The 12,832-nt window shown below is 63.8% G+C and carries 11 protein-coding genes; 8 read left to right on the plus strand and 3 right to left on the minus strand.

Annotation, left to right across the window (positions count from 1 at the left end; genetic code table 11):
* Window positions 1-34: 34 nt before the first annotated feature.
* Window positions 35-1,309 carry an NAD(P)/FAD-dependent oxidoreductase gene (locus tag A6B35_RS24955; protein ID WP_006206807.1) on the minus strand — a complete coding sequence of 425 codons (1,275 nt, stop codon included), beginning with the start codon at window positions 1,307-1,309 and terminating at the stop codon, window positions 35-37.
* A gap of 16 nt (window positions 1,310-1,325) precedes the next feature.
* Window positions 1,326-1,994: a haloacid dehalogenase type II gene (locus A6B35_RS24960; RefSeq protein WP_006206808.1), complete on the minus strand. Its 669-nt coding sequence runs from the start codon at window positions 1,992-1,994 to the stop codon at window positions 1,326-1,328.
* A 319-nt stretch (window positions 1,995-2,313) separates the two neighbouring features.
* Here A6B35_RS24960 and A6B35_RS24965 point away from each other — a divergent pair, with 319 nt between their 5' ends.
* The 7 genes from A6B35_RS24965 (at window position 2,314) to A6B35_RS24995 (ending at window position 10,712) form a co-directional block, all read left to right on the plus strand.
* The gene (locus A6B35_RS24965; RefSeq protein WP_006206810.1) at window positions 2,314-3,153 is read left to right on the plus strand and encodes a GNAT family N-acetyltransferase; all 840 of its coding nucleotides are present in this window, start codon (window positions 2,314-2,316) and stop codon (window positions 3,151-3,153) included.
* Between the two features lie 14 nt (window positions 3,154-3,167).
* Entirely contained in the window at window positions 3,168-4,541 is a 1,374-nt protein-coding gene (locus A6B35_RS24970; protein ID WP_006206811.1) for an aspartate aminotransferase family protein, read from the plus strand.
* A gap of 267 nt (window positions 4,542-4,808) precedes the next feature.
* On the plus strand, window positions 4,809-5,501 hold the full coding sequence (locus tag A6B35_RS24975) for an HAD-IA family hydrolase (protein WP_425277690.1): 693 nt from the start codon (window positions 4,809-4,811) through the stop codon (window positions 5,499-5,501).
* A 64-nt stretch (window positions 5,502-5,565) separates the two neighbouring features.
* Window positions 5,566-7,176 (plus strand): ABC transporter substrate-binding protein, encoded by a 1,611-nt coding sequence (locus tag A6B35_RS24980; protein WP_006206813.1) that lies wholly within the window; start codon window positions 5,566-5,568, stop codon window positions 7,174-7,176.
* A gap of 85 nt (window positions 7,177-7,261) precedes the next feature.
* Window positions 7,262-8,212, plus strand: a complete 951-nt coding sequence (locus A6B35_RS24985) for an ABC transporter permease (protein WP_006206814.1) — start codon at window positions 7,262-7,264, stop codon at window positions 8,210-8,212.
* Window positions 8,209-9,060: an ABC transporter permease gene (locus tag A6B35_RS24990; RefSeq protein ID WP_006206815.1), complete on the plus strand. Its 852-nt coding sequence runs from the start codon at window positions 8,209-8,211 to the stop codon at window positions 9,058-9,060. Before A6B35_RS24985 ends, A6B35_RS24990 begins: the two co-directional genes overlap by 4 nt.
* Window positions 9,057-10,712 carry an ABC transporter ATP-binding protein gene (locus A6B35_RS24995; protein WP_006206816.1) on the plus strand — a complete coding sequence of 552 codons (1,656 nt, stop codon included), beginning with the start codon at window positions 9,057-9,059 and terminating at the stop codon, window positions 10,710-10,712. The genes A6B35_RS24990 and A6B35_RS24995 overlap by 4 nt, the downstream gene beginning before the upstream one ends.
* Window positions 10,713-10,796: 84 nt before the next feature.
* Here the strand turns inward: A6B35_RS24995 and A6B35_RS25000 are convergent, their stop codons facing one another.
* Window positions 10,797-11,273, minus strand: a complete 477-nt coding sequence (locus A6B35_RS25000; protein ID WP_006206817.1) for an Lrp/AsnC family transcriptional regulator — start codon at window positions 11,271-11,273, stop codon at window positions 10,797-10,799.
* A 223-nt stretch (window positions 11,274-11,496) separates the two neighbouring features.
* Between A6B35_RS25000 and A6B35_RS25005 the strand changes: the two genes are divergently transcribed.
* A complete protein-coding gene (locus tag A6B35_RS25005) occupies window positions 11,497-12,822 on the plus strand; it encodes an NAD(P)/FAD-dependent oxidoreductase (RefSeq protein ID WP_006206818.1) in 1,326 nt (441 codons plus the stop codon).
* Window positions 12,823-12,832 lie beyond the last annotated feature (10 nt).

Genomic DNA, 12,832 nt, shown 5'->3' on the forward strand with positions numbered 1-12,832 from the left:
TTTTTGCCAAAGCCGGGCCACGCCGGATCGACGATCACTGGATCCGGTCGAGCGCCTTGTAGTAGAGGCCGACCATCGGCAGGAACCAGGGCTTGCCGGAATAGCCGGGAATGGAAGGCCAATCGAGCCCCTTCATCGGATTGCGGTCCTCGCGGCCGAGCATGGCATCGGCCAGGATCATACCGAGATGGGTGGAAAGCTGTGCGCCGTGGCCGGAATAGCCCATCGCGTACCAGACACCGTCATGGTAGCCGGCCCGCGGGAAGCGGTCCTTGGTCATGTCGACCAGCCCGCCCCAGCAATAGTCGACCTCGACCTTGGCGAGCTGCGGGAAGATCGCCGCCAGGCCGGCCTGCAATATCTGTCCGCTCCTGGCGTCGGAGCGCTGGTCCGATGTCGCAGAGAAGCGTGCGCGGCCGCCGAAGATCAGGCGCCTGTCCGGCGAAAGCCGGAAGTAGTTGCCGATGTTCATCGATGTCACGCATGTCCGGTTGCCGGGCATGGTCGCGGCGATCTCGGTGTCGCTCAACGGCCGAGTGGCGATGATGAAGCTGCCGACGGAAATGATCCTGCGGCGGAAGTAACTGAAATTCGGCGTGGTGTAGGCGCCGGTCGCCACCAGCACATTGTCGGCGCTGATCCGACCGTGCGAGGTGGTGAGCTCATGGCTGCCACCGGCCTGCTTCCGGTCGGTCACAGCCGCGTTCTCGTGGATCACCGCACCGTGGCGGGCGGCGGCCGTGGCCAAGCCTGCCACATAGCGGCCCATATGCATCATGGCGCTCTTCTTAGACAGCATCGCGCCGTGGAAGGGCGAACCGATCTCGGATCTGAGATCGGCTGCAGACAGCAGTGCCGTATCCGGATCCACTTCGGCATGGAGGGCTTCGAAGTTGCGGGCGATCGCTTCGAAATGCTGCGGCTTGGAGGCGAGCTTCAGCTTGCCGGCGCGGCGGAAGTTGCAGTCGATGCCTTCCTCGGCGACCAGCGCCTCGATGGTGTCGACGGAACTGTCCAGGGCCTGGTAGAGCGCGACTGCCCGTTCCTTGCCGAGCTCCGCCTTGGCCGAAAGGTAGCTGTGGGCGAGGCCGTTGTTCAGGTGACCGCCATTGCGCCCGGAAGCGCCCCACCCCACGCGCTCCGCCTCCAGCACTGCCACCTTCGCGCCGGCTTTTGCCAGTTGGCGCGCCGCGGCGAGTCCGGTGAAGCCGCCGCCGATGATGGCGGCATCGTAGTGCCCCTCGACCGGGCCTTGCGCCCCGCCGGTAAAGACAGGGGCGGTGTCGTGCCAGTAGGAGACCAATTTCATCGGCAATCCGCCTGTTTCAGAGACCGACCACGCCTGGAAGACCCGAAATGTCTGATATCTCGACATAGCCATAGTACGGGTTGGCTGGTTCGTGGCCGCGATTGACCCAGACCTTGTTCTTGATGCCGAGGTCGTGTGCCGACATCAGGTCGTAGCGGAACGAAGACGAGCAGTGAAGGATGTCTTCCGGTCCGCAGCCCAGCATGTCGAACATGTATTCGAAGGCCTTGAAGCGCGGCTTGTAGGCCTGCGCCTGCTCGGCCGTGTAGACGGCATGGAATGGCGCGCCGAGCTTCTCGACATTGGACATGATCTGCGCGTTCATGGCGTTGGAGAGGATGACCAGCGGAATTTCCTTGGCCACCTTCGCCAGGCCGGCCGGAACGTCCGCGTGAGGCCTCCAGGTCGGCACACGCTCATAGACCATCCTGGCGTCGTCGGGGCTGAAGACAACATTGTTGCGCTTGCAGGAACGCTCAAGCGCGTTGTGGACGACATCGGCATAGGGCTTCCAGTCGCCCATGATCTCGTCGAGCCTATAGGCCGCGAAGTTCTTAATGAAATCCTGCATGCGCGGCTCGTCGAGCCGGCTGCCGTAGAGATCGCGCGCCGCTTCCGCCATCTGGAAATGGGTCAACGTGCCGTAGCAGTCGAAGGTGATGTATTTGGGCCTGAAAGAAGGCATGTCCGTCGATCTCCGGTGGAAGTACATCCGCGCTGGGATGTTTTTCATCATAGGACGACAGGTGACGACCCACCTGACCGAAATCGCCCTCCCGAAAGCAGAAAGTTCCGTATCCGCCATCCGGTTTGGCACGCTGTAGCATCTGGTGTGCCGGTGGCGGCGCCGCGCGAGACGTGAAGCGCGCCCGCCGCGGCGGGCGCCAGCACAAGATGCGGCGCACCCCTCGCGCTACGGCGAAAGATACCGCAGAAGCCGAAGCCTTCAGACGATTAGCGACGCGCCAATGATCGAGACTTGGGGACAGACGGAAGGATGCCTCATGCAGCAGGGCGAGATCGAAATCCAGGACTTCGGGCAGGACCATATCGAGGGAGCGGTGGCGCTTTCTCGCCAGGAGAATTGGCCGCATCGCCCGCAGGACTGGCAGATGGCGCTGCAGCTCTCTAGCGGCGCGGTCGCGCTCGACGACCGGGGCCGGGTTGCCGGCACGATCCTGGTGACGCCCTACGGCATGGATTGCGCCATGATCAACATGGTGATCGTCGACAGGAACGTGCGGGGCAAGGGGCTCGGACGCCGGCTCATGGATGAGGCGATCGCCCTTGCCGGCGACCGTCCGCTGCGGCTGGTCGCGACGACCGACGGCATGCCCCTTTATCAGAAACTGGGCTTCGTGGCCTCCGGCACGATCCGGCAGCATCAGGGCACGGTTGCAGCGTTGGGCGCGCCCGACGGCGTGGAAGCCGCACGCGCCGGCGATCTGCCTGACATCAAGGCGCTGGACCGCGACGCCTATGGCGCCGACCGCGAAGCCTTGATCGATGCGCTTGCCGAGCGTGGCGAATTCGCTGTCATCCGCCGCAACGGCGCCATCGAGGCCTATGCCGCGATCCGCCCGTTTGGACGCGGCGAGGTGATCGGTCCGGTCATCGCCGGAAATGCTGACGCAGCGAGGGCCCTCATCGGCTTCTTCGCCGCGCCGCGCGCGGGCGCCTTCCTGCGCATGGATACCGACAGCAGGACCGGCATTGCCGGCTGGCTCGAGAAAATCGGCCTTGCCCATGTCGGCGGCGGCGTGGCCATGGACCGTCCGCCCAAGCCGGATGCGGAACAGCCCAGGCCAAGAGTTTACGCCCTCGCCAACCAGGCGCTCGGCTAGTCCGGAGAACAACAATGCTCGCCAATTCCCTGATCGAACTCGACCGCGCCCATCTCATCCATCCGGTTTCCTCATATCGCGGCCACGAGGCGCTCGGCGTGCGCGTGCTGAAATCGGCGAAGGGCGCGACCGTGACCGAAGCGTCCGGTCGGCAGCTCGTTGACGGCTTCGCCGGGCTTTGGTGCGTCAATGCCGGCTACGGCCACGACAGCATCGTCGAGGCGGCGGCCCGGCAGATGCGTGAGCTTCCTTACGCCACCGCCTATTTCAACCTCGGTTCCGAGCCGGCCATCCGGCTTGCCTCGGAACTGGCAGAGCGCGCGCCCGGGAATCTCAATCACGTCTATTTCACGCTCGGTGGATCGGACGCGGTCGACAGCACGATCCGTTTCATCCGCTACTACTGGAATGCCAGGGGCGAGCCGAAACGCGACCAGTTCATCTCCATGGAGCAGGGTTATCACGGGTCGTCGGTGGTCGGCGCGGGCCTGACCGCATTGCCCGCCTTTCACGCCGGTTTTGGCATTCCCTTCGAATGGCAGCACAAGATCCCCTCCCCCTATCCCTATCGCAACCCGGTGGGTGAGGACGGAAACGCGATCATCGCCGCATCGCTCGCCGCGCTGAAGGCCAAGATCGAGGAGATCGGACCGGAGCGGGTTGCTGCCTTCTACGCCGAGCCGATCCAGGGTTCGGGGGGTGTCATCGTCCCGCCGAAGGGCTGGATCAAGGCGATCCGCGAGCTCTGCCGCGAGTACGGCATCCTGTTCATCGCCGACGAGGTCATCACCGGCTTCGGCCGCACAGGCCCCCTTTTTGCCTGCACGGACGAGGACATCGTTCCCGACTTCATGACGACCGCGAAGGGGCTGACATCGGGCTATGTTCCTATGGGTGCCGTCTTCATGGCCGATCATGTCTACGACGTCATCGCTGATGGCGCCGGCAACTCGGCGGTCGGCCACGGCTACACCTACTCCGCCCATCCCGTCAGCGCTGCCGTCGCCCTCGAGGTGTTGAGGCTCTACGAAGACGGCCTTCTGGAGAATGGCATCAAGGCCGGCGCTCGCTTGATGGCAGGATTGGAAGGCCTGAGCGACCACCCGTTGGTTGGCGAGGTGCGCGGTCGCGGCATGCTTGCCGCGATCGAACTGGTGGTCGACAAGCAGAAGAAGACACCGCTTCCCGCATCGGCCATGCCCGCGCGGCGCGTCTTCGACAGGGCGTGGGACAACGGCCTCATCATCCGTGCCTTTGCCAACGGGGTTCTCGGCTATGCTCCTCCGCTCTGCTGCACCGACAGCGACATCGATGCGATCATCGAGCGCACGCGCCGGACGCTCGATCAGACGCTGGACGATCCAGATGTGCGCCAGGTCCTGGCATGACGGGAGACGAATACCGCGTGTTTCGAAATAGCGCCGAGGCAGACGATTTCGCAATTTTGTGCCGCAGCCCTGCGCCTTTTCGGCGAATCCAGCGCGGGGGAAGTGCCAGACTGCTCTTAAGACAAGGCCAGAAGGCCCGAATTTTCGAGCTTTTGAAAAGGTCGACGCCCCGGACAGCACGGAATTTTGTTCTGTTCAGCACCATGCAATTCGACCGCGCGCAGAGGAGAGCCAGTCTTGGCCAGGGGCTTTAGCGAGTTCAAATACATGACCTTCGACGTCGTCGGTACGCTGATCGACTTCGAGGGTGGCATCACGACTTGCCTTGCCGGGGTTGCCGCCGACGCTGGCGTCTCCATCGATGGCGAAGCCGCGCTGGCCCTGTACCGGCAGGCCCGCTACATGCCCGATGCGGGGCTGTTCCCTGACGATCTCGTACGTGTCTACATGGTCATCGCGCCGCAACTCGGCCTGCCGGCCGAGGAGAAATACGGCGTCCGCCTGCGGGACTCCGCCGGCGCCTGGCAAGGCTTTCCCGACAGCGCGGCGGCATTGGCCGAGCTTGCGAAATCCCACAAACTGATTGCCATGACCAATGCCCGGCGCTGGGCGCTTGATCATTTCGAGAAGCAACTCGGATCGCCCTTCTTTGCCACCTTCACCGCCGACGACACCGGCACGGAGAAACCGGACCCGGCCTTCTTCCAGAAGGTTTTCGATTTCGTCGCCGCCCGGGGCGACAGCAAGGACGACATCCTGCACGTCGCGCAAAGCCAGTATCACGACATCGGCATTTCCCGGACACTTGGCCTGACCAACTGCTGGATCGAGCGCCGGCATGCCCAGAAGGGTTATGGCGGCACGATCGAGCCCGAACGCTTCACCGTGCCGGACCACCACTTCACCTCAATGGCCGCGTTGGCGACGGCCGTGCGGGAAAGCCTGAAGGAACGAACCTGAGCCCAAGCCCGGAAAGCCGCAACAAGACGAGCATCCCGACCAAACAAACAGAAAGGGGAATAACATGACCGACAAGATCACGAACTGGACCAGCGCAGACGATGCCATGGTCGAAAACGCCATCCGGCGGGGCGCGAGCCGCCGCGAACTCCTCAAGATGCTGTTGGCCGGCGGCGCCGCGGTTGCCGCGGGCAGCGTGGTGCTCGGCCATGCCACCCAGGCCGTCGCGGCCGAGCCAGTTTCAGGCGGAAATTTCAAGGCGGCCGGCTGGTCGTCCTCGACCGCCGACACGCTCGATCCTGCAAAGGCGTCGCTCTCCACCGACTATGTCCGCTGCTGCTCGCTCTACAACCGCCTGACTTTCCTCGACAAGGATGGCGTCACGCAGATGGAGCTGGCCGAGAGCTTCGACAGCAAGGACGCCAAGACCTGGACCGTGAAGCTGCGCAAGGGCGTCACCTTCCACGACGGCAAGGATCTCACCGCCGACGACGTCGTCTACTCGCTGAAGCGCCATCTTGATCCGGCGGTCGGTTCCAAGGTCGCCAAGATCGCCGCCCAGATGTCCGGCTTCAAGGCGGTCGACAAATCGACCGTCGAAATCACGCTCGCCGACCCGAATGCCGACCTGCCGACCATCCTGGCGCTGCATCACTTCATGATCGTCCAGAACGGCACCACGGACTTCTCCAAGGGCAATGGCACCGGCGCCTTCGTGCTCGAGACATTCGAACCGGGCGTCCGGTCGGTTGTCACCAAGAACAAGAACTACTGGAAGTCGGGCAAGCCCCATCTCGACTCCTTCGAGTTCATCGCCATCAGCGACGACAGCGCCCGCGTCAACGCGCTGCTGTCCGGCGACATCAATTTTGCGGCCGCGATCAATCCGCGCGCGATGAAGCTCATCGGCGGCCAGCAGGGCTTCGAGCTGTCGAAAACGACCTCGGGCAACTACACGGACCTCAACATCCGGCTCGACATGGATCCGGGCAGCAAGGCCGACTTCGTGGCCGGCATGAAGTATCTCGTCAATCGCGAGCAGATCGTCAAATCGGCATTGCGCGGCCTCGGCGAAATCGGCAACGACCAGCCTGTCTCGCCGGCAAATATTTTCCACAATGCCGATCTCAAGCCGAAGGCTTTCGACCCGGACAAGGCGAAGTTCCACTTCCAGAAGGCGGGCCTGCTTGGCCAGTCCATCCCGGTGATTGCCTCCGACGCCGCGACCTCGTCGATCGACATGGCCATGATCATCCAGGCCGCCGGCGCCGAAATCGGCATGAAGCTTGACGTCCAGCGCGTCCCGTCCGACGGCTACTGGGACAATTACTGGCTCAAGGCGCCGGTCCATTTCGGCAACATCAATCCGCGTCCGACGCCCGACATCCTGTTCTCGCTCCTCTACGCTTCCAACGCGCCCTGGAACGAAAGCCAGTACAAGTCCGAGAAGTTCGACAAGATGATGATCGAAGCGCGCGGCTCGCTCGATCAGGCCAAGCGCAAGGAAATCTACGGCCAGATGCAGACCATGATCTCCGAGGAGGCCGGTACCATCATCCCGGCCTACATTTCCAACGTGGACGCCCTCTCCAGCAAAGTGAAGGGTTTGGAGGCGAACCCGCTCGGTGGCATGATGGGCTACGCAATGGCGGAATATCTCTGGCTCGAAGCCTAGAGGTGCCTGCCGGGGGCCGGTCAGCCGGTCCCCGGTACTGCCTTGCGCAAGATTGTTGGCCCGACGCAACCGCAGGAGCGCTTCCATGAAGTCTGGGGTTCTAAACCTAGTGCTGAAGCGGCTGGGGATCGCAGCCGTCACGCTTTTGATCGTCATGTTCGCCGTGTTTTTCGCCACCAGCATGCTGCCTGGCGACACCGCATCGATCCTGCTCGGCCAGGCGGCGACTCCCGAAGCCGTTGCCGGCCTGCGCGAGGCCATGCATCTCAACGATCCAGCAATCCTGCGCTTCCTGCGCTGGCTTCTTGGCCTGCTTCATGGCGACCTCGGCACCTCCTACGCCAACGAGATGCCGGTCGCGACACTGATCGGCGGGCGCCTGCTCAACACCATGAAGCTCGCCGGCATCACCACGCTGCTCTCGGTGCCGCTGGCGCTGACGCTCGGTATCACCGCCGCGATGCTGCGCGGCTCCGTCTACGACCGCACCGTCACTGTTCTCTCGATCGGTGTCATCTCGGTGCCGGAATTCATGGTCGCGACCCTCGCCGTCCTGCTTTTCGCTGTCTATCTCAAATGGCTCCCGGCATTGTCCTCGGTCAATGAAGCGCATTCGCTGACCGATCTCGTGCGCATCTATGCGATGCCGGTGATCACGCTCACCTTCGTCATCTCCGCGCAGATGATCCGCATGACCCGCGCCGCGGTGATCGAAACGCTCTCCACGCCTTATGTCGAGATGGCGCTTCTCAAAGGCGCTTCGCGCAGCCGCATGGTGCTGAGGCACGCGCTCCCCAACGCGCTCGGGCCGATCGTCAATGCGGTCGCGCTTTCGCTGTCCTACCTGGTCGGCGGCGTCATCATCGTCGAGACGATCTTCAACTATCCCGGCATCGCCAAGCTGATGGTCGATGCCGTCGCGACCCGCGACCTGCCGCTGATCCAGAGCTGCGCGATGATCTTCTGCCTCGGCTATCTCTTCCTCATCACAGCCGCCGACATCGTCGCCATCATGTCCAACCCGAGGCTCAGATGACGATGGCGCGCGCGACAACCTCCCGACGGTCCTTCCTGGGCCATAGCTACAGCCTCGTGGGCGTCGTGGCCGCGCTGGTCATCCTGGCTTGGACGCTCGTCGCGATCTTGGCGCCCTACGTCATTCCCCATTCGATCGGCGACATTGTCGACGACGACTATTTCGGCCCGATGCGCCAGGGACTGTGGCTCGGCTCGGACTATCTGGGGCGTGATATGCTCTCGCGAGTTCTGATGGGCGCCCGCTACACCGTCGGCATATCGCTCGCCGCCGTCTCCATCGCCTGTTTTTCGGGCGTCGTGCTGGGGATGATCGCGGCCGTCACCGGTGGCTGGCTCGACACCTGCCTCAGCCGCTTCCTGGACGCCATGAACTCCATCCCCAGCAAGCTGTTCGGCCTTGTGGTCGTCGCTGCGGTCGGCTCGTCGATCCCGGTGCTGATCCTGACGCTCGCCGTCATCTACACCCCCGGCGCCTATCGCTTCGCCCGGGCGCTCGCCGTCAACATCAACACCATGGACTTCATCACCGTCGCCCGTGTCCGTGGCGAGAGCACCGCCTACCTCATCGGGTCCGAGATCCTGCCCAACATCATCCGCCCGGTGCTGGCCGACTTCGGCCTGCGCTTCGTCTTCATTGTGCTTTTGCTCTCCGGCCTGTCCTTCCTGGGGCTAGGTCTCCAGCCGCCGCTCGCCGACTGGGGCGCGCTGGTGCGCGAGAACATCGGCGGCCTGCCGTTCGCGGCCCCCGCCGTCATCGTGCCCTCGCTGGCCATCGCCAGCCTCACCATCAGCGTCAATCTGCTGATCGACAACCTGCCGCAGAAAATCAGGGACCGGGACGCATGAGCAATCTCGTCGAGGTCAGGAACCTGCGGATCGAGGCGAAGACCGACGCCGGACGGCTTGTCGAAATCATCAAAGGCGTCAGCCTCGACATCGCCGACGGCGAGATCGTCGCCCTGATCGGCGAAAGCGGCTCCGGCAAGACGACGGTGGCGCTTTCGCTCATGGGCTATGCGCGTCCCGGCTGCCGGATCACCGGCGGCGAGATCAATGTTAGCGGCAGGAACATGGCTGCCCTGTCCGAAAAGGAACGCGCCAGGCTGCGCGGCACCGACATCGCCTATGTTCCGCAAAGTGCCGCTGCCTCCTTCAACCCCTCATCCACGATCATGGAGCAGGTCATCGAGGTCACACGGATCCACAGACTGATGCCGGCAGAGCGGGCCCGCCAGCGCGCGGTCGAGCTGTTCAGGGCGTTGTCGCTGCCGGATCCGGAAGGAATCGGCGCCCGTTATCCGCACCAGGTTTCGGGCGGGCAGTTGCAGCGGCTGTCGGCGGCCATGGCGCTCATCAGCGATCCCAAGCTGGTCATCTTCGACGAGCCGACGACGGCACTCGACGTGACGACGCAGATCGACGTCTTGAAGGCCTTCAAGTCGGTCATGCGGGCGGGCGGGGTAGCGGGTGTCTATGTCTCCCACGACCTCGCGGTCGTTGCCCAGATCGCCGACCGCATCGTGGTGCTGAAAGGCGGCGAAGTGCAGGAGACCGGCACCACGGCGGCTATCCTTTCGGCTGCCCAACATCCCTACACGCGCGAACTGCTGGCCGCCTTCGAACCGAAGCCGCGGCAAGCGCATGCGGACGCGGACGCCGGGACAAAGCAGCTGCTGCGCATCGACAATGTGACGGCAGGTTATGGCGCGGTGCGGGCTGACGGACTGCCGCTCATCCGTGCGGTCGATTCCGTCAGCCTGGTCGTCGAGAAGGGGCGCAATCTCGGCGTCATCGGCGAATCCGGCTGCGGAAAATCGACACTGGCGCGCGTCATCGCCGGCATCCATCCGGCGGCGGCAGGCGACATCGTCTTCGACGGCAAGGAACTGCAGCGTGCCGCCAGGAAACGCAGCCAGGAGCAACTGCGCGAGATGCAGATCGTGTTCCAGTACGCCGATACCGCGCTCAATCCGGCCAAGCCGGTGGAGGACATCATCTCCCGCCCGCTGGCCTTCTATCACCGGCTAGACAGGCAGGCGCGCTCGAAGCGCGTCGACGAGTTGCTCGATATGGTGCGCCTGCCGAGAACGCTGCGCTACCGGCACCCATCGGAGCTCTCTGGCGGCCAGAAGCAGCGGGTGAACTTCGCGCGCGCCCTGGCGGCCAACCCCAAGCTCATCATCTGTGACGAAATCACCTCGGCGCTCGATACGGTGGTGGCGTCCGCCGTGATCGAGCTGCTCAAGGAGCTGCAGCGCGAACTGGGACTCTCCTACATCTTCATCAGCCACGACCTCTCCGTCGTCGAGGCTATCTGCGACGAGATCATGGTCATGTACAACGGGGAGCGGGTGGAGCAGATCACACCCGACAAGCTGAAGGCGCCCACCCACCCCTATTCCAAGCTTCTGTTCTCCTCAGTGCCGAAGCTCGACCCGACCTGGCTCGACGGCCTCGTCCGAGACCCCGAGCTCGTCAGCCAGTACGGCCATCGCTGAGAGCTACTCCAGGAAAGCCCTGTGGCGCTTTTCCGTCCGGAATTGCTTTGAAACGGATCCATAGAGCGAACGAAGCGCGGGCGCCTACATCGGAAACAGGCTGGGCAGCGGCATGTGCGCCTTGACGATGGGCGACTTCAGCACCACGAAGCTGAAATACTTGTCGATGCCGATATCCATGTCGGTCAGCCGCTCCATGATGGTCTGGTACTCGCCGATGCCTGCGGTCACGAATTTCATCAGATAGTCGTATCCGCCCGACACGAGGTGGCATTCGATGACCTGATCGATCTTCTCGACGACCGCGAGAAAGCGGGCGAAGTCCAGTTGGCGGTGGTTCTTCAAGGTGATTTCGGTGAACACAGTCAGCGTCTGGCCAAGCTTGCCGATGTTGATCTGCGCGGAATAGCCTTCGATGTAGCCTTCCGACTGCAGTTTCTTGACCCGCATCAGGCACGGGCTTGGCGACAGGTGCACCAGATCGGCCAGTTCCACATTGGTGATGCGGCCGTTCTTCTGCAATTCGTGAAGAATCTTGATGTCGATCCGATCCAGTTTCATGACCGTCTCCGAAGAACGCATGCCACAGCACAAAATGCTGTCCTACTAATTTCCATCGACACTACCACAGCCCGCTGGCCTGTCCATCCGAATGGATACCGCTTTGAAACGCAGGCACTCCCGTTTTTAACAGGGCTTCCGAAATAAAATTCTGCTTCGGCTTCAACTGCAGCAGCGGCTGCCTGCGCAACGCGCTAGATTGACGCTTCAAGGTAGAGGGACCATGCGCGCACCGCTGCAGCACATCGAGACATCTGGCGAACTGCCACGGTCCGCGGACGCCGTGGTGATCGGCGGCGGCATTGTCGGCGTCTTCACTGCCTACTATCTGGCCAGGCGCGGCATGAAGGTCGCGCTTGTCGAAAAAGGTCGCATCGGCGCCGAACAGTCCTCCCGGAATTGGGGCTGGTGCCGGCAGCAGAACCGAGACGCGCGCGAGCTGCCGATGGCAACCCGCAGCCTCGATCTGTGGGACAGCTTCGCGACGGAAACCGGCGAGGACACCGGCTTTCGCCGCTGCGGCCTGCTCTACCTCAGCAATGACGAGGCGGAACTGGCCGGCTGGGCGCGCTGGCGTGATTTCGCCAAAACGGCGGGCGTCACCACCCACATGCTCGACAGCACCGGGGCCAGCGAGCGAGGCCGCGCCACGGGCCGGACCTGGAAGGGCGGCGTCTTCTCGCCGAGCGACGGCACCGCCGACCCGTCGCGCGCAGCGCCCTCGGTCGCTCGCGCCATCCTCAAGCTCGGCGGCACCCTGCACCAGAGTTGCGCCGCACGCGGTATCGAGACGGAGGGCGGTCGCCTGAGCGGCGTGGTCACCGAAGGCGGAACCATCCGGACCAAGCTGGCTATCCTGGCCGGCGGCGCCTGGGCCTCCTCCTTTTGCCGGCAGTTCGGTTTCCGCTTTCCGCAGGCGTCGATCCGTTCCTCCATCCTGTCCGTCTCGCCCGGCGCCGAGGGCCTGCCGGATGCGCTGCACACGGCAAGGATCTCGGCCACGCGTCGCAGCGACGGCGGCTACACGCTCGCCATAAGCGGACGCGGCCGCGTGGATGTGACCCCGCAGCAGCTGCGTTTCTCGTCGCAGTTCCTGCCGATGTTCCTGAAGCGCTGGCGCAGCCTCGCGCCCGGTGGGCTGCAGGGTATGCGCTCCGGCCACGAAACGCTGCAACGCTGGCGGCTCGACCGGCCGACGCCGATGGAGCGCATGCGCATCCTCGACCCGGCTCCGAATCGGGCGACCATCCGCCTTACCCATGCCCGGGCGCTCGAACTCCTGCCCGACCTCGCAAAGACCAGGATCAGCGCGGCCTGGGCCGGCTACATCGACAGCACGCCGGACGGCGTGCCCGCCATCGGCGAGATTGATTCCGTTCCCGGATTCTTCCTGGCCGCCGGATTTTCGGGACACGGTTTTGGCATCGGACCCGGAGCCGGGCACCTCGTCGCCGATCTGGTGACCGGGTCGGAACCGATCGTCGACCCGAAATCCTATGATCCCCGGCGCTTCGACGCTTCGGTCTGGGGGAAGGTTGCCGATTTCTAAGGCCTGATCC

The sequence above is a fragment of the Mesorhizobium amorphae CCNWGS0123 genome (genome assembly GCF_001686985.1).
Lineage (GTDB): Bacteria > Pseudomonadota > Alphaproteobacteria > Rhizobiales > Rhizobiaceae > Mesorhizobium > Mesorhizobium amorphae.

Coding starts and splice junctions, on each gene's coding strand:
- A6B35_RS24955 (WP_006206807.1), bottom strand. CDS start 1,309: ATGAAATTGGTCTCCTACTGGCACGACACCGCCCCTGTCTTTACCGGC.
- A6B35_RS24960 (WP_006206808.1), bottom strand. CDS start 1,994: ATGCCTTCTTTCAGGCCCAAATACATCACCTTCGACTGCTACGGCACG.
- A6B35_RS24965 (WP_006206810.1), top strand. CDS start 2,314: ATGCAGCAGGGCGAGATCGAAATCCAGGACTTCGGGCAGGACCATATC.
- A6B35_RS24970 (WP_006206811.1), top strand. CDS start 3,168: ATGCTCGCCAATTCCCTGATCGAACTCGACCGCGCCCATCTCATCCAT.
- A6B35_RS24975 (WP_425277690.1), top strand. CDS start 4,809: ATGACCTTCGACGTCGTCGGTACGCTGATCGACTTCGAGGGTGGCATC.
- A6B35_RS24980 (WP_006206813.1), top strand. CDS start 5,566: ATGACCGACAAGATCACGAACTGGACCAGCGCAGACGATGCCATGGTC.
- A6B35_RS24985 (WP_006206814.1), top strand. CDS start 7,262: ATGAAGTCTGGGGTTCTAAACCTAGTGCTGAAGCGGCTGGGGATCGCA.
- A6B35_RS24990 (WP_006206815.1), top strand. CDS start 8,209: ATGACGATGGCGCGCGCGACAACCTCCCGACGGTCCTTCCTGGGCCAT.
- A6B35_RS24995 (WP_006206816.1), top strand. CDS start 9,057: ATGAGCAATCTCGTCGAGGTCAGGAACCTGCGGATCGAGGCGAAGACC.
- A6B35_RS25000 (WP_006206817.1), bottom strand. CDS start 11,273: ATGAAACTGGATCGGATCGACATCAAGATTCTTCACGAATTGCAGAAG.
- A6B35_RS25005 (WP_006206818.1), top strand. CDS start 11,497: ATGCGCGCACCGCTGCAGCACATCGAGACATCTGGCGAACTGCCACGG.